Source organism: Psychrobacter sp. MF31 (genome assembly GCF_012847335.1).
Classification (GTDB): domain Bacteria; phylum Pseudomonadota; class Gammaproteobacteria; order Pseudomonadales; family Moraxellaceae; genus Psychrobacter.
On the sequence record NZ_JABBDX010000009.1, the window covers coordinates 26,128 to 43,786 of the forward strand.

Here is a 17,659-nt window from a genome sequence, read left to right on the forward strand (position 1 = left end):
AAGCTTATTATTTTTATCCCTCATGATAAGCAAAGGCAATCGCTTTGACGTTATCACGATTTAAATAACAATAAGTTTGTTTTAGTCATTGTAGACCGATAAGTCCAGAAACGATAACTGCCAACTTAGCTTTTTTGAGCTTAAATTTAGCGGCTATTGTCACAAAGAAATCAGCTGACCAAGATCACCGATAAGCGCCTTGGAGAAGCGGATTTGCAAGCGCTACGGCAATAAAAAAAGCCGCTCGCTGACCAATCAACAGTTATTATCTTCGTTAATTTATGCGGTATTGTCAAGAAAAACTTATGATAGTCAATACTAACTAATGGTTATTAAACTTGGTGATCTCATAAGTAAATTTTGTTAAAATAAGTTCACTTCTTTATTATCGCGCAATCCTTTGCGCGTAGGATCATAAGCCGACTTTGGGCTGATACTTTTTGATGATATTAACGCTTTAAGGATTGCATTATGCCTTTATCAATCATGGACGCCAAAACTTGGCTTGTTTGCGCATTGACCACGATTTGCTTGACAGCAAGCATGACCCAAAGTCACGCCATTCAGGTTTATAAGTCCATTGGCAGTTTTGGTGAGGTTAAATACAGCCAGTATCCGCCGCAACATGGCAAAAATGTGGAAGTGATTGAATTTCGCAGTGACGGCAGACAAGCAAGCGCCGGGCAATACGCTGGAAAAACTGATCCCAATCAGCAGCCTGCCACGCCAAGCGCTGAAGATCAGCGCGTCGCTCAACTTGAAGCTAGAATTCAAGAGCAAGAAGCCAATGCCAACGCCCAGCGCTGTCAGTCTTTAAGAAATAATTTAACCAACTTAAATGTTGGCGGTCGCATCTATGAAATGGACGCCAATGGCAATCGCAAATATTTAGACAGCCGCGAGATTGAACTTAAACGCGATCGTGTCCAGCAAGCCATTAGCCAATACTGCGCAAGCTAAGTTCTTACATAAGCTAAATTGTAAAAGCTTCGACCACATGGCGAATGGCTGCTGGCATATCTTGAGCTTGCAGCCCGCGCTGACCAATGACAAGACCATTTTGCTCAAAATGATGTGATTTTGAGTTACCATTCACTAAAATATCTCCCGCTAAGCCATGAATCAGTACCGCTTGTGCTAACGGATTTGGTAACTCTGCCAAATCCTTTTGGGCGAGCAACCCTGCAATGACGCCTGATAACACATCGCCCATGCCAGCGCTTGCCATCCCTGAATTTCCCGTACCACAAACAAACAGCTGATCTTGCAAAATAAGCGACCCTGCACCCTTTAATACCCAAGCGCCGCCAAAGTGATTTTGACAAGCATAAATTGCTGACACTCTATCCGCTTCCACATTATCCGCGCTGCTATTTAATAAGGTTGCCGCCTCGCCACTATGCGGCGTTAAATAAAGCGATTGCTTTTGGCTAAATGCTTTTAGCTGATCGATTAAAAAATGCTGATCTAAATTAAGCGCTGCCAAATGATATAAGCCATCGGCATCAATAATAAGCGGTTTATCATGGTTAATAGCAGCTTGAACATAGTTAATAAATAAGTTTTTTGCAGGCTTATCGCGACCAAGTCCCATGCCAATGGCAATAACGTCCGCAGCTTTAATCAGCTGACAAACGCCTTGTTCATCATGCAAATCAGCAGTCATAGCATCCGGCAGTACGGTCAAAAGCGCACTATGAAACGCCTTATGACAAGCTACTGTTAACTTGCCAGCACCCATTGCAAGCGCACTTGCCGATGCCAATATCGTAGCGCCGCCCATGCCCTGCGAGCCGTTGACTTGATTGCCGCCAATAATGATCACATGACCAAAACTGCCTTTATGGCTATTTTGCTGACGACGCGGAATAGCGCTAGGTTGCGATAATCTGAGCGCTTTTGGCGGTAGAGCTTGCGGAATTAAAGGCAGATCAATAATGTCCCCGCAATAATCCAAGCCATCTTTGGTATGCAGCCCTAACTTTCGCGCAATTAAACATAAGGTTACCTCGGCTTTAACGGCAGTCCCATCAAAGACTTGACCTGTTGACGCCATAAGCCCGCTTGGAATGTCAGCAGCAATCACCCAAGCGTGACTTTCCATTGCCGCTTGATTAAATAACTTAATCGCGTCTTTAAAGACTCCCGTTGGAGCTCGGGATAATCCAATTCCAAATATAGCATCAACATAAACATCGGCATTTAATAAATGGTGCTGATGTTGATCTTGATCTTGATAGGTATCGGCGATCTCTTTAAAGCACTTATAAGGACAGTTTGCCGAAATTGCGAGATCGCGAGCGCGATCGGCACTATTTTCATCAGTCTCGTTTGCCGTTAATTTTTTATGATGACTTTCCGTTACTAAAATAACGTGAACCTGCCAGCCTGCTTGCTGCAAATAATGAGCAATTAACCAACCATCGCCCCCATTATTACCCTCACCTACCCAAATTAAAGCGATAGGCGATTTTGGTCTTGCCGAAAGTTTTGGTCGATAGCCCTTAATAATTTGCTGAGCCATTTGCCAAGCCGCTTGCTGCATCAGCCCAAAGCGATCAAAGCTTTGATCAAACCAAGCTTGCTCGATTTGCTTTATTTGATCAGCATCATAAAGATCGATTGGCGCAGCGCTTTTATTTAAAGTCAGATGGCACGGCTCTTGAGAATTTAGCGAGCTAAAAGCATTAACATTGGTCATCACCTTTTGTCCTTATTTATTTTGTTTTATAAAGGGCTTGGCAGTTATCTTTTTAAATGCAGCGATTTTTAACGCTATAATGAACATAGGACAACTTAGTTTAAAATTATAGCGTTATGACCCAAAAATCCCATTCAAATGAAGATTTGCCAAAAGCCTCAGTGATTGAAGTTAAAGCGTGGATTCGAAGCCAAGCCATAGCGCTTGGGTTTGCCGATTGCGGCTTTATCTCTGTTCACCATCCGTTATTTAAAAAACAAATGGCGCATTTGCAGCAGTGGCTTGATAAAGGCTACGAAGGTCAATTGCAGTTTTTACATAACAATCATGAGCTGCGAGCCCATCCTGAACAACTGGTCGAAGGCGCAAAAACCATCGTTAGCGTTCGCATGGATTATCTTACCGATCCCATTAAACCGCGGACGATTGAAGATGATCTGCGACCCAATCATGCCATCATCGCCCGCTATGCTCGCGGTCGCGATTATCATAAAACCATGCGCGGTCGTCTTAAGCAGTTAGCCCATCAAATTGCCACAAAGCTTCCAGAATGGCAACATCTTGGCATCTGCTCTGAGCAAGATTTTGTTTTTCGACCCTTTAGCGATTCTGCCCCTATTTTTGAGCGCGCCATTGCTGATGCCGCAGGTCTTGGCTGGACAGGAAAGCACACGCTTTTATTAAATAAATCCGCTGGATCATTTTTCGTATTAGGTGAGCTGTTTATTAGTTTAGACTTACCGGATGATTCGCCCATAACGCCGCATTGCGGCAGCTGCCAAGCTTGTATTGACATTTGCCCTACCAAAGCCATTGTCGCCCCTTATGAAGTCAACGCCAGCGCTTGCATTTCTTACTTAACCATTGAGCATGAAGGCGCAATTGATCTTAAATACCGCCGTGCTATTGGCAATCGTATCTTTGGCTGCGATGATTGTCAGCTGATTTGCCCTTGGAATCGCTATGCCAAACTGACGCCCGTTGAGGATTTTTTGCCCCGAAATCGGCTCGATGACAGCAGCTTGCTTGAGCTTTGGCAGTGGTCAGAGGACACCTTTTTAAATAATACCCAAGGTAGCCCGCTTCGCCGGACGGGATTTATTAATTTTTTACGAAATATCGCCATTGGATTAGGAAACGCGCCGCCAAGTTCTGAAATTATAAGCGCCCTATCTCGTCAAAAACATGTCCATAACGCCATGCTTAATGAGCATATTAACTGGGCAATTAATGAGCAAAATCAAAAACTTAAAAAAATATCAACCCAATCGCTATAGCCATAAAATGGTCTTTTTTATCACTTAAAAAAAAGCCTTTTGATTGTCAAAAGGCTTTTTTTATTAAATTACTTTATTAGACTGATTATGATTTTGGAATTCTTAATACTTGTCCTGGATAAATTTTATTTGGATCAGATAATAATGGCTTATTAGCTTCAAAGATTTTCATATAGTCATCTGTTGAGCCATAAACGCTTTTTGCAATTTTTGATAAGGTATCACCTGATTGGACGGTATACATGGTAGATTCAGGAGACTGCTGCTCAACGGTAATATTGTCAATAACTTTAGCAACGTTCTGAACGTTTCCTACGGCAATAATGGCTTTTTCGCGATCTGCTTGCGTTTTTGCCGTTCCACTAATCTCGGCAGTATCCGTTGATCCGGTATATTTAACCTTGAGATTGCTGATATTCAAATTTTGCTGTTGAATGCGGTGCAACAAAATATTGGCAACCGATTGTGCTGATGGCTCAGTAGGCTGAACAGGTTTGCTGGCATCGGCATGAGTTTCTGTTTCTGCTTGGTGTTTGGTATCATCACGATGAAAAATTTTATCACCAACGCTTTTGGCAAAACTAAACACTCCCATGATCTCTCCTTTATTTGCTTATTATTTATCGTTGTTATAAAAACTAGGCTAACTTTTGTTAAATAAAGTTTTTGTTAAATGCTACTGTTTGCATGACCTAATTTTTATAGTTAATATTGAACGAAATATTATTGAACGAAAATAAGTATAGCAAACTGCTGAATATTGCAAAGTAAGCGTATGTTGATTAATGTTAAAACCTCGCGACTTTCGTTAATTGAGTATCATTAAAATAAAAAAACCGCCTGATCAAAATCAGACGGTTTTCAAGTCTTATAAAAGCCTTTATTAACAACCTTCAAAGGCTCCTATAATTAAGACCGTTTCCTGTCTTAAAGCTGAGCTTGAACGTAGTCAATGGCTTTTTGAACGGTAGTCAATTCAGCAGAATCTTCATCAGGGATGGTGATGCCAAAGTCACTTTCAAATGACATGACCAGCTCAACCAAATCTAATGAATCAGCGCCAAGATCTTCCATAAAAGAAGCATCATTTTTGATGTCTTCAACGTTCATTCCTAACTGTTCAGCAACGGCTGACTTAACTCTTGCTTCAGTATCATTACTCATATAATGCTCCTTTGTTATTGATAATATGTTGGCTTGATTGGCAAAATACCGTTTGCGTCATGCGTTTTATTTGACCCGATGTTATCAGCTTGGCTTATAACTTATCATCACGGCATTTTATCTTGTATCCACCTATAAAGCTTGGGCGAAAAAGTAGCTTGATTATAACACCATTCTATCGAGTTTACACTCGTTCACGCATATTTTTATTGTTTATGATCATTAGCGATTTCAAAAGCTTGCCATCCCTTGCTAATGGCAAATATTAATTACATATACATGCCGCCATTGACCGCAAGCACGGCACCGGTGATATAACTGGCTTCATCACTGGCTAAAAACGAGACCGCTGCTGCAATGTCTTCTGGTTGACCTAAACGCCCAATCGGCACCGCATCAAGCATTGAGTTTAGTAAGCGCTCATCAAGCTCATCGGTCATGTCCGTTTCAATAAGACCGGGGGCGACGCAGTTTACAGTAATTTGTCGTGAGCCAATCTCGCGTGCCAGCGTCCGGCTAAAGCCTTCAACGCCCGCTTTGGTTGCCGCATAGTTTGATTGACCAGCATTCCCCATTTCGGCAACGACTGAGCTGATATTAATGATTCGACCACGGCGCGCTTTCATCATCCCGCGAATAGCGCGTTTGCTCAAGCGATAAACGGAAGTTAAGTTGGTGTCAATGACATTGTCCCAATCTTCATCTTTCATTCGCATAAGCAAGCCATCTTGGGTGATCCCAGCATTATTCACCAGAACTTGAACAGCGCCATAAACGCTTTCAATTTCTTCAAATAGCTTTTCGATCTGACTCATGTCGCGAACGTCAAGAACGCGACCGATGCCACCAATATCATGCAAATAATCATCGATCAGCGCCGCGCCTTTTTCAGTCGTTGCCGTGCCAATCACAAAATGACCTTCTTTTGCAAAACGCTTGGCAACTGCTTTGCCAATACCGCGGCTGGCGCCTGTTACTAACGTGATGGTTCGGCTCATGATAGTACCTCCAGTACTTTATCTAATCGCGCAGGTTTGTCCGTAGGATAGCTTGGAATCGGCTCAGCTTGACGCTTTGCCAAGTTGCTCAGCACATTGCCGCTGCCACACTCAATTAAGATGTCAATTTGTTTATCGGCAAGCTCTTGCATAGTTTTTGACCAAAGCACCGGCTCGCTTAATTGTTCAGTTAACGCTTGTTTAATCGCTTGAATATTAGCCTCAACGCGAGCATGACGATTTTGAATGACAGGGATCACTGCTGGCTCAAATTTAATGGCGGCAAGCATGTCCGCCAAAGCGCTTGTAGCAGGCGTCATCAATGCGCAGTGTGAAGGAACGCTTACTTTTAGCGGAATGGCTTTTTTACCGGTATTTTGGACTTTATCAATGACTGCATTTACGCCAGTTTCATTTCCTGAAACAACCACTTGACCTGGGCTATTAAAGTTTGCCGCATTAACAATCGCGCCATCGACGTGTTCTGTTGCCTGCTCGCAAAGGGTCTCAACTCGGCTGTCTTCAAGCCCTAAAACTGCTGCCATTGCGGTGTCAACGCCCGCAACCGCTTCTTGCATCAACTCGCCACGTTTATGAACTAAGCGGATCGCATCCGCAAATGAGATCACCCCAGCGGCACAAAGCGCGCTATATTCACCCAATGAATGCCCTGCCAAATAACGAGGCGCTTTTTCAAGCTTATCTTCTAAAATGCGCCATAAGGCAATACTTGCGGCAAGAAGTGCTGGCTGCGTGTATTTGGTTTGATTTAAGCGCACATCATCTTGGCAAATCTCCCACAAATCCTCACCAAGTGCTTGGCTTGCCTCAGAAAACGTGGCTTTAATTTGTGGGTATAACTCGGCAAGCTCACTCATCATGGCGACCGCTTGCGAGCCTTGACCTGGAAAAATCACCGCAACTCGTGATGGCAAAGTGGTTGCAGTTTCAGTGGCAAACGCCATAGCCCATTATCCTTAAAAATAGTTATCGAATTCTCTGATGTTAATGACAATCACGATCAGCACCGGCTGCTATCATTACTAGCAATAGTAAACGGCTGTTGTGAATCATTGCCAATTTGCAAGCTCAAACTATACACTGCAACTTGTCTTACGCCTAGCCTTTTTCAGCATTATCAAAGCACGCCTAACAAATATTACCACTAAAAATTTCAATCAATAAAAAACCAAGTTATCCGGCAGCCTTTATCAAAGACGCAAAATAACTTGGCGGTTATAGCTTAGCTGCAAAATAAAAAGATGACTGATCATCTTTTTAAGGCTCAATTAAGCCTCTTGGCTCACTTTAAACAACTGACGACCACGGTAAAAACCATCTTTAGTCATGTGGTGACGGCGATGTTTTTCACCAGTAGTGGCATCAATGCTCAGCTCAGCCACGCTCATGTGGTGGTGTGAACGGCGCATGTCACGACGCGAACGGCTTTTACGGTTTTGTTGAACAGCCATGATATAGCTCCTATACTAAAAAGGGTAAGCTTAAAATTCAGCTTTAATCGATACTAACGCAGGCGCTATCATCACAACACCTAAAGTCGCTGCATCATTAAATCAAAAAAGTAATAAACTGGCATCATATTTTGAACAAGCCTTGTGATTAAAAGTCTTGCTTTTAAATGATATTACCAGCAGTTTTTTGCCAGAATGCAATAAACCGGTCATTATACGCATGTTTTTGCGATTAATAAAGCCCTAAGCTTTGAAAATTAAAGCTTACCTTTTAATGCCGCAAGCGCTGCAAATGGGTTTTCTTGCTCAATCTCTGGAATATCGCCAACTTGCTCCACCGCCATCTCGCAATCATCATGCTTGGGTGCTAAAGGCAACTTTAACAGCATCTCATCTTCAATCAAGGTTTTAAATGGTAGCAATTGCTCATGATGAGATTGCTCAACCACCTCATTTAGCACCAAATAGTCTTGATCCTCATCAATGAGCTGAATTTGAGCTTCATCATCAAGAAGCGCCAAATCATAATCATCGGTTAAATCAACAGCAACGGGGTTTAAGCAGCGCTGGCAAGTCAGCCAAACTTCGCCTGTAACCTTAAAAACCAAATGTAGCACATGGTTTTGGCGATAAAAATGAGCATTAATTAATAAGGGCTCAGGCAATTGACTGGCATCACTTAGCACCGACAAGCGCTCAAATGCCGTAACAGGGATTTTTCCTGACCAATTAAAATCTGTATCCGCCCACTTTTCTAAAGCTAAGCTATCAGGAATTGTGGTTTTCAGTTGATCATTTAAGTGATCAGATGACAAGGTGGCGTCACTTTGCTTCATTCGCAGCCTCGCTGACAAAAATCATATATAATAATGAGCGCTATACTAACGCAATTTGTTGCTAAGCTCTAGGAGCCGATTGTTACAACGCCTAGAACCATTTCTAGCTGTTCATTAAAACTTTCTTAAACGTTGATAATAACGATGACCACAACTACTGCGCCAAGTTTTTCTAAACTCATGACTTCATATCGTGCCAAAGCACTATTATTGGCACTTGATAACTTAATCAATAACCCTGAGCGCTTAATCAAGACCTTATCAAACAATCAATTAGTCAATTTCGGTCGCCCTAATTTTATCCACGAAGAACAAGCAACGACATGGTTAATTGAGCTCTTTAATACTTTATTTACTCAGCAAAACACCATTTTAGTTCGCGGCAATCATGAACCTGAATATTTTCCAGCAACCTTTGATCAACCTGCAAAAATTGTTTTTGCTCATGGCTTTTTTGCAAGCGCCCTTCATGAAATGAGCCATTGGTGTATTGCCGGTCAAAAGCGGCGTAAGCTTAATGATTTTGGCTACTGGTACGCGCCAGATGGTCGATCAGCGCAGCAGCAATCAGCGTTTGAAAAAGTTGAAATTAAACCACAAGCGATTGAGTGCTTATTAACCCTAAGTTGCCAAAGACCTTTTCAAGTCTCTCAAGACAATTTATTTGCTGACTTTGATACCAGCCATAGCACCTTTGCTGCTGATGTTTACGATCAAGCGCTAGACTATCTAAGCCGTCCAAGCGCCCTCCCAAGTGACGCTCAACTGCTACTGTTCACCTTTTTAACGATTCACTACGCGCTTTAACGTCAGCATTATATTATCAAGACCTGCTTTTTCTTATACTGTTGAGTCGTTGGCGATTTATTTTAATTCTAATAACAGCTTTATAAGGAGCGCATCATGCAAACACTTTACATCCACCCAGAAAACCCACAACCGCGACTGATTGACCAAGCCGCTCAGCTTTTGCGCGATGACAAACTGATCGTTTACCCAACTGATACCAGCTACGCATTTGGTTGCCGACTAGGCGCCAAAGAGGCTTTGGAGAAATTAAAACACATCCGCGAGCTTGATGATAAGCATCAATTTACTTTGCTTTGTCGCGATTTAAGTGAGATTGCAACTTATGCGGTGGTGGATAATCATCAATTTAAGCAGCTAAAAGCGCATACGCCCGCTCCGATCACTTTTATTTTAACAGCAACGCGTGACGTCCCCAAAAAGCTTGCTCATCCCAAGAAAAAAACCATCGGTATTCGTGTTCCAAGTAACCCCATTGCTCAAGCTCTATTAGAAGCTATGGATGAGCCTATTTTAACCAGCTCATTGATTCTGCCTGATCAAAGCCAAATTCTTGATGATCCATTTGATATTGAAGAGGCGCTTAGCAATCAAATTGATGGCTTAATCAACGCTGGAATCCAAACAACTAAGCTGACCACCATTGTAGATATGACTGAAAGCTCGCCTAAAATCATTCGTCAAGGCGCAACAAACGTGGATTCATTGATGATTTAGCTAGTAGTAGATTGATAGTTAACATGAGCCATAAAAAAAGCTCCAAATAAATTGGAGCTTTTTTAGCTTAAGCCTTTATAAAATTAGTCGCGATCAACCAATTCTACATAAGCCATCGGCGCATTATCACCATCACGGTAACCGCATTTTACAATGCGAAGGTAGCCACCTGGACGAGTTTGATAACGAGGTCCTAATGTACCAAATAATTTACCAACCATAGCTTTGCTACGCATCCGGCTGAATGCCAAACGACGATTTGCAACGCTATCTTCTTTTGCTAAAGTGATTAATGGCTCGGCAACGCGGCGCAATTCTTTAGCTTTTGGCAACGTGGTTTTAATCAGTTCATGCTCAAACAGTGAGTTGGTCATGTTCTGGAACATTGCCTTACGATGACTGCTGGTACGACCCAGCTTGACTCCACTCTTACGATGGCGCATGGTCAAATATCCTTAAAGTTTAACGGCTACGATAAGAAAAACGGTCATCAACACGCAAATCGGCAGGAGGCCAATTATCAAGACGCATGCCAAGCTCTAAATCTTTAGAAGCCAGAACGTCTTTAATTTCAGTCAATGATTTCTTACCAAGATTTGGGGTTTTTAAGAGTTCAGTCTCTGAACGTTGCACCAAATCACCGATATAGTAAATGTTTTCAGCTTTCAAGCAGTTGGCTGAGCGAACCGTTAGTTCAAGATCGTCCACAGGGCGCAAAAGCACCGGATCGACCTCTTCTTTTTCTTTCACAGGCTCAGGCGCTTCTTCAGCTTCTAAGTCAACAAAGATAGAAATCTGTTGTTGTAAAATAGTGGCAGCTTTTCGAATTGCTTCTTCTGGATCAATTGTGCCATTAGTTTCAAGCTCAATGATAAGACGATCAAGATCGGTACGCTGTTCAACACGAGCGTTCTCAACCTGATAAGCAACACGAAGCACAGGACTAAAGCTTGCATCAAGCTTTAAGCGACCAATTGCTTTGGTGTCACCATCTTCACGGCGCTGATTTGCAGGCTCATATCCACGACCCATTACCACTCGCAGACGCATTTTTAAATGACCGCGCTCGCTTAATGTTCCAAGCACCAAATCAGGATTGGCGATGTCCACATTATGCGGCAGCGCAATGTCTGCAGCAGTAATCGTGCCTGGACCTTGTTTATCTAAGGTCAAAAATACTTCATTTTGGTCATGCAAAGTAATTGCCAAGCCTTTTAAGTTTAAAAGCAAGTCAAGAACGTCTTCTTGCAATCCCTCAAGCGTTGAGTATTCATGGTTAACCCCATCAATCTCAGCTTCAATGACAGCTGCGCCTGGTAATGAAGATAATAAGATGCGGCGAAGGGCATTTCCTAGGGTATGCCCAAAGCCGCGCTCTAACGGTTCGAGTGTGACTTTCGCAATCGTTTCGTTAACCGTATCCACGTTAATGGCATTTGGCGTTAGAAACTCAGTTGCATTTAGCATCATGGTGTCACCTCGAATTATTTAACTGGTTTAATAAACGCAATTGCGTTATTGGTCTTAACCTCAGTTGTAACAGCAACTAACTATTACTTAGAGTAAAGCTCAACAATCAAGCTTTCGTTGATTTCAGCTGGCAAATCAATGCGTTCAGGCGCTTGCTTAAACGTACCTTGAAGTTTGCTATGATCAACGTCTAGCCACTCAGGAATTCCACGCTGAGAAGCAAGCTCAACAGCGTTTTTGATTCGAAGCTGTTCGCGAGATTTTTCTTGAACGGCAATCACATCCCCATCTTGAAGCTGAATTGATGGAATGTTTACGCGAACAAACTCCTCACGGCCAGCTTTTTTAAGCATGATAGCACGGTGGCTTACAAGCTGACGCGCTTCTGCGCGAGTTGAGCCAAAGCCCATACGATAAACAACGTTATCTAGGCGACTTTCAAGCATTGCAAGAAGGTTTTCACCCGTTGCGCCACGTTTACGAGCGGCTTCTTTATAGTAATTGGCAAATTGACGCTCAAGAACGCCATACATGCGCTTCACTTTTTGTTTTTCACGAAGCTGCAACGCGTATTCTGACGTTTTATTGCGGCTGGTGCCATGTTGTCCTGGCGCACGACCGGCTTTTTTGGTTTTCACGTCATAAGGTTTAACACCTGATTTAAGACCTAAATCAGTACCTTCGCGGCGTGATAACTTGAGTTTTGGTCCAATATAACGGGCCATTGAAATGTCTCCTTAAGCTTTTGGGATAAAAAGCTTCGTCTGAAATCTTAGACGCGGCGCTTTTTAGGCGGGCGGCAACCATTGTGTGGGATTGGGGTTACATCAGAGATGCTGTTGATTTTATATCCCAATGCTCCAAGAGCTCTTACCGCAGACTCACGACCTGGCCCTGGTCCTTTGACCAAAACATCAACATTCTTCACACCATATTCTTGAGCAGCTTTACCAGCAACTTCAGCTGCCACCTGAGCGGCAAATGGGGTAGATTTGCGTGAACCACGGAAGCCTTGTCCACCTGAAGTGGCCCAAGCCAATGCATTACCTTGGCGATCGGTAATCGTAACAATGGTGTTATTAAAAGACGCATGGATATGGGCTACGCCCTCCGATACTGAACGACGCGTCACTTTCTTGCGACTGCGAGTGTCTTTAGCCATCTTTTAGCTTCCTAAGTTAATTATTTTTTGATTGCGCGGCGAGGACCCTTACGAGTTCGCGCATTGGTTTTCGTACGCTGACCATTGACAGGCAAGTTACGACGATGGCGGATGCCACGGTAGCAGCCTAAATCGACCAAACGCTTGATATTCATTGACACTTCACGACGAAGATCACCTTCGGTCGCATAGTTGGCAACTTCTGCACGGACAGCATCTAACTGAGTATCGTCAAGTTGACTGATCTTAGTGGTTGGTGCAATGTTTACGGCTTCAAGAATTTTTTGAGCAGTAGTGCGGCCAATACCAAAGATGTAAGTCAATGAGATCACAGCGTGCTTGTTGTCCGGAATGTTGACACCGGCAATACGAGCCATTGCTTATTCTCCATTAAAGAAAAACAAAGGTTAAATTTTTGTTTTTCAGATTTATTGCGGTTCATAGAAATAATTTAATTTTTTTAAACTAAATTATGTATGAACTACGGCAAGTGGCGGATAATATCTTATCCGCCGTTATTTTTCAAGTATTAATTATTAAATTAACCTTGACGCTGCTTATGGCGTGGTTCTGCAGTGCAGATCACATGAACGCGACCTTTACGGCGAACGATTTTGCAGCTACCACAAATTTTCTTAACTGATGCTTGAACTTTCATCGCATGCTCCTAAAAATGGTTCCCAACAACCTAATTATGATTGTGAGGGCGACTGAATTAACGTTTGATCATGGTATTGGTGAGTCATCAAATGCGCTTGGATTTGAGAAATAAAGTCCATTACTACCACGACCATAATAAGTAGTGAAGTTCCACCAAGATGAAATGGCACTCCAAATGAGGACTGAATAATCATTGGCATTAAACAAATCACCGTCATATAAATCGCTCCAATAAAGGTCAGCCGATTTAAAACATGATCAAGATAACGCTGAGTTTGTTGTCCGGGACGAATTCCTGGAATATAAGCGCCGCTTCGTTTAAGGTTTTCAGCAACTTCGCGCGGACTAAAAACCAATGCCGTATAAAAATAGCAAAAGAAGATAATCATAGCGCCAAATAAAATCAAATATAAAGGTTGACCAGGTGACAATACCAATGCCATATTTTGCAAAATCTTTTGAATCATGGTCGGGTCATTAGACTGACCCACCCACTGCCCCAAACTTGCAGGAAACAGCAATAAAGAGCTTGCAAAAATAGCAGGAATGACCCCAGCCATATTGATTTTAAGTGGTAAATGCGATTGCTGCTGGGCATATATCTTCCGGCCCTGCTGCTGTTTTTGAGCATAATTTACTGGAACTCGGCGCTGAGCGCGCTCGATATAAACAATCCCTGCAGTAACGGCAACGCCTAATACCACAAATATAAACAGCACAATCAGATTTAATTGACCCTGATTGACCTGCTCAATAGATTGCGAAATAATCCCCGGAGTTCCGGCAACAATACTGGCAAAGATCAGCATTGAAATGCCATTACCAACGCCGCGCTCAGTGATCTGTTCACCAAGCCACATCAAAAACATGGCGCCAGCAACCAAAGAGGTCACTGCTGGAATATAAAAGGTCAACCCTGAGGATAGCGTCAAGTTTTGACTGATTAGCCCAGCACACATCCCAAAAGACTGTACCAATGCCAATGCCAGCGTTCCTTGGCGCGTATACTTGTTAATCTTACGCCGACCTGCTTCACCTTCTTTTTTCAAAGCTTCAAGTGAAGGCAGGACAGCCGACATCATCTGAACAATAATTGACGCTGAAATATAAGGCATGATGCCAAGCGCCATAATCGACATTCGCTCAAGCGCGCCTCCTGAGAACATATTAAACATGCTCAAGATGGTGTTTTCGTTGCGCGAAAATAGTTCTGCCAGATTAACCGGATTGATTCCAGGAACCGGAATATGGGACCCTAAGCGATAAACAATCAATGCGCCAATTAAAAATAACAACCGCGACCAAAGCTCATCATATTTACGAATGAAGGCGATGGGATTGAGCGGAATTCCTGATGAGGACATTGATTGTTTAGCCACGATTTACTCCTCGATGCTGCCGCCAGCAGCTTCGATCGCTTGTTTAGCACCTTTGGTTACTTTAACACCTTTAAAGGTGAAAGCTTTTGTCACGTCACCTGACAAGATAACGCGAACGCGTTTCATATCATGACGGATGATGTTAGCCGCTTTTAAGCTTTCAAGACTTACAACATCGCCGTCTACTTTGTTAAGCTCAGACAAACGAACTTCAGCAGTCGTCATTGCCATTTTACTGGTAAAGCCAAACTTAGGAACGCGGCGGTAAAGTGGCATTTGACCACCTTCAAATCCTGCACCGATGCTTGATCCTGAACGTGACTTTTGACCTTTGACCCCGCGGCCGCCAGTTTTACCAAGTCCTGAACCGATACCACGACCACGGCGATGGGCAGTTTTTTTCGCACCAACGCCTGGTGATAATTCGTTTAATCGAAGTCCCATTACACTTCCTCCACTTTTACCATGTAGTTGATGCGATTGACCATTCCACGGGTAGATGGCGTGTCTTCTACTTCAACAGTATGACCGATACGGCGCAGTCCCAATCCTTTCAAGCACGCTTTGTGGCTTTTGAGGCGATGGGCTCCCGATTTAAATTGAGTGACTTTCATTGTTTTCATCGTAACTCACCTACTTAAAGTTAGCCCAAAATTTCTTCTACAGTTTTACCACGTTTTGCTGCCATCTTCTCAGGAGTTGACATGTCGCGAAGACCGTTAAAGGTTGCACGAACGACGTTTGCGGTATTGGTAGAGCCATAGCATTTGGTTAAAACATCTTTAACCCCAGCCACTTCTAACACAGCTCGCATCGCGCCACCAGCGATAACGCCAGTACCTTCAGAAGCCGGCTGCATGTATACTTTACTGGCGCCATGACGTGCTTTAATTGGGTGATACAAAGTAGCATCGTTCAATTCAACAGTAATCATGTTGCGTTTGGCAGCTTCTAGAGCTTTTTGAATCGCGGCTGGAACTTCACGAGCTTTACCACGACCAAAACCAACGCGACCATTACCATCACCAACAACGGTTAGCGCAGTAAATGAGAAAATACGACCACCTTTAACTACTTTTGCAACACGATCAACGGTCACTAAGCGCTCAACTAAGCCGTCTGTTTGCTCAGTTCTATCATTTTTATCATTTCTAGCCATGATTAAAACTCCAATCCATTTTCACGAGCCGCTTCTGCTAGCGCTTTTACTCGGCCATGATATTTAAAGCCACTACGATCAAAGGCCACTTTGGTGATTCCGGCAGCTTTAGCGCGCTCAGCGATCAATTGACCGACTGAAGTTGCAGCATCAGCATTGCCAGTTGCGCCTGAACGCAAGCTACCATCTAAGGTAGATGCTTGAGCGATCACTTCACCACCAGTTGGAGAGATAATCTGGGCATAGATGTGTTTTGGGGTACGGTTAACCGTCAAGCGATGAACGCCTAGGTGACGGATATGGGCACGGGTTTTTTTAGCTCGACGCAGACGAGCTGCTTTTTTATCAAACATATCAACTCACCTTATTTTTTCTTAGCTTCTTTGCGAACCACGTGCTCATCACTGTAACGAATACCTTTACCTTTATAAGGCTCTGGTGGACGAAACGCACGGATATTCGCTGCTGCCTGACCAAGCTGCTGTTTGTCATTTGATTTTAAGACAATTTCAGTTTGTGACGGGGTTTCAGCAGAAACGCCTTCAGGAAGAATGTATTCAACAGGATGCGAGTAACCAACGTTTAGCGTTACTTTGTTGCCTGCGGCTTGAGCGCGGTAACCAACACCAATAAGCTGAAGGCGTCTTTCAAAACCTTCGCTTACGCCCACTACCAAATTATTGATTAGTGAACGCATGGTACCGGTGTACATCATCGCATCTTTTGAATCGTCTGAAGGGGTGAGGATAATAGCATCATCTTCCTGTTTCAGCTCGACCAAATCATGCAGGCGTAAAGACATATTACCATTTTTGCCTTTAACTTCGACCTGCCGATCGTTCAAAGTAACGCTTACGCCATTTGGCAGCGTCACTGGGGCTTTAGCCACACGAGACATAGGAATATTCCTTAAAAATTTGACTTGCTTATATTAGCGAAAAAACTAACAAGTTAAAAACCTGCTAGTTTAGCATAGCTTCTCATCATTAGCTGCCAAAATATCAGCAGCTTTTTTAGCTCAAGTATTATAAACGAATTATTTATATCTTGATAATTTTTTTGCGATTATTTAGCAATTATCCCACTTTCTCAAAGAAAAAATGGGATAAGTCTAAATAAGGGCTGAAGCTTAAAAAAATTAAGCAACAAAAGCGACGATTTCGCCACCAATACCCGCAGCTCTTGCAGCACGATCGCTCATAATGCCTTGGCTGGTTGAAACGATGGCAATGCCCATACCTTGCTTAACGCTTGGAATGGCGTCTTTACCACGGAACTGACGAAGACCAGGGCGACTATAGCGCTGAATGGTTTCAATAACAGGGCGACCTTGATAGTACTTAAGTTCAATTGACAAAGTCGCTTTACCATTGTCTTCAGCTTGAACTTCAGCGCTTTGAAGGTAGCCTTCACTTACTAATAAATCAGCGATTGATTTGCGTAGCTTTGAGCTTGGCATTGCTACAGAAACTTTATTCGCCATTTGAGCGTTACGAATACGGGTTAGCATATCAGCAACGGTATCTTGCATACTCATGAGTTACTCCTTACCAGCTTGCTTTACGAACACCAGGAACATCGCCTTGCATGACTCGTTCACGCAGCATGTTGCGTGATAAGCCAAACTTACGGAAGTAACCATGAGGACGACCGGTGAGACCACAACGGTTGCGAAGTCGAACTGGTGATGAGTTGCGTGGTAGCGCTTGAAGCTCTAGCATCGCATCCATCCGCTCTTCATCACTTGCGTTCATATCGCCGATGATATCTTTTAGCTTCACACGCTTATCTGCGTATTTAGCAACCATTTTTTCGCGTTTTAATTCGCGGTTAATCATGCTCTTTTTTGCCATAACG

Annotated in this window: 25 protein-coding genes; 4 read left to right on the top strand and 21 right to left on the bottom strand. The window is 43.1% G+C overall.

Features of this window, described 5'->3' with window-relative positions:
• The first annotated feature begins 471 nt into the window (after nucleotides 1–471).
• A complete protein-coding gene (locus tag HF322_RS10655) occupies nucleotides 472–960 on the top strand; it encodes a DUF4124 domain-containing protein (protein ID WP_169393439.1) in 489 nt (162 codons plus the stop codon).
• Between the two features lie 13 nt (nucleotides 961–973).
• On the opposite strand, the gene HF322_RS10660 is transcribed toward HF322_RS10655, so the two are convergent.
• Nucleotides 974–2,701, bottom strand: a complete 1,728-nt coding sequence (locus tag HF322_RS10660) for an NAD(P)H-hydrate dehydratase (RefSeq protein ID WP_169393440.1) — start codon at nucleotides 2,699–2,701, stop codon at nucleotides 974–976.
• A 116-nt stretch (nucleotides 2,702–2,817) separates the two neighbouring features.
• On the opposite strand from HF322_RS10660, the gene queG reads away from it, so the two are divergent.
• Nucleotides 2,818–3,978: a tRNA epoxyqueuosine(34) reductase QueG gene (queG, locus tag HF322_RS10665; protein ID WP_169393441.1), complete on the top strand. Its 1,161-nt coding sequence runs from the start codon at nucleotides 2,818–2,820 to the stop codon at nucleotides 3,976–3,978.
• Nucleotides 3,979–4,063: 85 nt separating this feature from the next.
• On the opposite strand, the gene lysM is transcribed toward queG, so the two are convergent.
• The 6 genes from lysM to HF322_RS10695 all read right to left on the bottom strand — a co-directional run bounded on the left by lysM (nucleotide 4,064) and on the right by HF322_RS10695 (nucleotide 8,448).
• On the bottom strand, nucleotides 4,064–4,573 hold the full coding sequence (gene lysM / locus HF322_RS10670; protein WP_169393442.1) for a peptidoglycan-binding protein LysM: 510 nt from the start codon (nucleotides 4,571–4,573) through the stop codon (nucleotides 4,064–4,066).
• Between the two features lie 332 nt (nucleotides 4,574–4,905).
• Entirely contained in the window at nucleotides 4,906–5,142 is a 237-nt protein-coding gene (acpP, locus tag HF322_RS10675) for an acyl carrier protein (RefSeq protein ID WP_169393443.1), read from the bottom strand.
• Nucleotides 5,143–5,411: 269 nt separating this feature from the next.
• Nucleotides 5,412–6,140: a 3-oxoacyl-ACP reductase FabG gene (gene fabG / locus HF322_RS10680; protein WP_169393444.1), complete on the bottom strand. Its 729-nt coding sequence runs from the start codon at nucleotides 6,138–6,140 to the stop codon at nucleotides 5,412–5,414.
• Entirely contained in the window at nucleotides 6,137–7,105 is a 969-nt protein-coding gene (gene fabD, locus HF322_RS10685; RefSeq protein ID WP_169393445.1) for an ACP S-malonyltransferase, read from the bottom strand. Before fabD ends, fabG begins: the two co-directional genes overlap by 4 nt.
• A gap of 324 nt (nucleotides 7,106–7,429) precedes the next feature.
• Nucleotides 7,430–7,612: a 50S ribosomal protein L32 gene (gene rpmF / locus HF322_RS10690; RefSeq protein ID WP_169393446.1), complete on the bottom strand. Its 183-nt coding sequence runs from the start codon at nucleotides 7,610–7,612 to the stop codon at nucleotides 7,430–7,432.
• Between the two features lie 257 nt (nucleotides 7,613–7,869).
• Complete coding sequence (locus tag HF322_RS10695) at nucleotides 7,870–8,448, bottom strand: DUF177 domain-containing protein (protein WP_169393447.1); 579 nt, start codon at nucleotides 8,446–8,448, stop codon at nucleotides 7,870–7,872.
• 144 nt (nucleotides 8,449–8,592) lie between these two features.
• On the opposite strand from HF322_RS10695, the gene HF322_RS10700 reads away from it, so the two are divergent.
• Together HF322_RS10700 and HF322_RS10705 are read left to right on the top strand one after the other, a co-directional pair.
• Nucleotides 8,593–9,255 carry an elongation factor P hydroxylase gene (locus HF322_RS10700; protein WP_375138538.1) on the top strand — a complete coding sequence of 221 codons (663 nt, stop codon included), beginning with the start codon at nucleotides 8,593–8,595 and terminating at the stop codon, nucleotides 9,253–9,255.
• A 96-nt stretch (nucleotides 9,256–9,351) separates the two neighbouring features.
• Entirely contained in the window at nucleotides 9,352–9,972 is a 621-nt protein-coding gene (locus HF322_RS10705) for an L-threonylcarbamoyladenylate synthase (RefSeq protein ID WP_169393448.1), read from the top strand.
• A gap of 83 nt (nucleotides 9,973–10,055) precedes the next feature.
• On the opposite strand, the gene rplQ is transcribed toward HF322_RS10705, so the two are convergent.
• The 14 genes from rplQ to rpsN all read right to left on the bottom strand — a co-directional run bounded on the left by rplQ (nucleotide 10,056) and on the right by rpsN (nucleotide 17,655).
• Nucleotides 10,056–10,415, bottom strand: coding sequence for a 50S ribosomal protein L17 (gene rplQ, locus HF322_RS10710; RefSeq protein WP_169393449.1), 360 nt, complete (start codon nucleotides 10,413–10,415; stop codon nucleotides 10,056–10,058).
• Nucleotides 10,416–10,434: 19 nt separating this feature from the next.
• A complete protein-coding gene (locus HF322_RS10715) occupies nucleotides 10,435–11,442 on the bottom strand; it encodes a DNA-directed RNA polymerase subunit alpha (RefSeq protein ID WP_169393450.1) in 1,008 nt (335 codons plus the stop codon).
• 83 nt (nucleotides 11,443–11,525) lie between these two features.
• The gene (rpsD, locus tag HF322_RS10720; protein WP_169393451.1) at nucleotides 11,526–12,167 is read right to left on the bottom strand and encodes a 30S ribosomal protein S4; all 642 of its coding nucleotides are present in this window, start codon (nucleotides 12,165–12,167) and stop codon (nucleotides 11,526–11,528) included.
• A gap of 47 nt (nucleotides 12,168–12,214) precedes the next feature.
• On the bottom strand, nucleotides 12,215–12,604 hold the full coding sequence (gene rpsK, locus HF322_RS10725; protein ID WP_169393452.1) for a 30S ribosomal protein S11: 390 nt from the start codon (nucleotides 12,602–12,604) through the stop codon (nucleotides 12,215–12,217).
• A gap of 20 nt (nucleotides 12,605–12,624) precedes the next feature.
• On the bottom strand, nucleotides 12,625–12,981 hold the full coding sequence (gene rpsM / locus HF322_RS10730; RefSeq protein ID WP_169393453.1) for a 30S ribosomal protein S13: 357 nt from the start codon (nucleotides 12,979–12,981) through the stop codon (nucleotides 12,625–12,627).
• 164 nt (nucleotides 12,982–13,145) lie between these two features.
• Nucleotides 13,146–13,262 (bottom strand): 50S ribosomal protein L36, encoded by a 117-nt coding sequence (gene rpmJ / locus HF322_RS10735; protein ID WP_025644371.1) that lies wholly within the window; start codon nucleotides 13,260–13,262, stop codon nucleotides 13,146–13,148.
• Nucleotides 13,263–13,296: 34 nt separating this feature from the next.
• Complete coding sequence (gene secY / locus HF322_RS10740; RefSeq protein ID WP_188211262.1) at nucleotides 13,297–14,628, bottom strand: preprotein translocase subunit SecY; 1,332 nt, start codon at nucleotides 14,626–14,628, stop codon at nucleotides 13,297–13,299.
• Between the two features lie 18 nt (nucleotides 14,629–14,646).
• Complete coding sequence (gene rplO / locus HF322_RS10745; protein ID WP_169393455.1) at nucleotides 14,647–15,087, bottom strand: 50S ribosomal protein L15; 441 nt, start codon at nucleotides 15,085–15,087, stop codon at nucleotides 14,647–14,649.
• On the bottom strand, nucleotides 15,087–15,266 hold the full coding sequence (rpmD, locus tag HF322_RS10750; RefSeq protein WP_169393456.1) for a 50S ribosomal protein L30: 180 nt from the start codon (nucleotides 15,264–15,266) through the stop codon (nucleotides 15,087–15,089). The genes rplO and rpmD overlap by 1 nt, the downstream gene beginning before the upstream one ends.
• 20 nt (nucleotides 15,267–15,286) lie before the next feature.
• On the bottom strand, nucleotides 15,287–15,802 hold the full coding sequence (gene rpsE / locus HF322_RS10755) for a 30S ribosomal protein S5 (protein WP_169393457.1): 516 nt from the start codon (nucleotides 15,800–15,802) through the stop codon (nucleotides 15,287–15,289).
• Nucleotides 15,803–15,804: 2 nt separating this feature from the next.
• The gene (gene rplR / locus HF322_RS10760; protein WP_169393458.1) at nucleotides 15,805–16,155 is read right to left on the bottom strand and encodes a 50S ribosomal protein L18; all 351 of its coding nucleotides are present in this window, start codon (nucleotides 16,153–16,155) and stop codon (nucleotides 15,805–15,807) included.
• 11 nt (nucleotides 16,156–16,166) lie between these two features.
• Complete coding sequence (gene rplF, locus HF322_RS10765; RefSeq protein ID WP_169393459.1) at nucleotides 16,167–16,700, bottom strand: 50S ribosomal protein L6; 534 nt, start codon at nucleotides 16,698–16,700, stop codon at nucleotides 16,167–16,169.
• A 240-nt stretch (nucleotides 16,701–16,940) separates the two neighbouring features.
• A complete protein-coding gene (rpsH, locus tag HF322_RS10770; RefSeq protein WP_169393460.1) occupies nucleotides 16,941–17,339 on the bottom strand; it encodes a 30S ribosomal protein S8 in 399 nt (132 codons plus the stop codon).
• Between the two features lie 10 nt (nucleotides 17,340–17,349).
• The gene (gene rpsN / locus HF322_RS10775) at nucleotides 17,350–17,655 is read right to left on the bottom strand and encodes a 30S ribosomal protein S14 (RefSeq protein WP_169393461.1); all 306 of its coding nucleotides are present in this window, start codon (nucleotides 17,653–17,655) and stop codon (nucleotides 17,350–17,352) included.
• Between the last annotated feature and the right edge of the window lie 4 nt (nucleotides 17,656–17,659).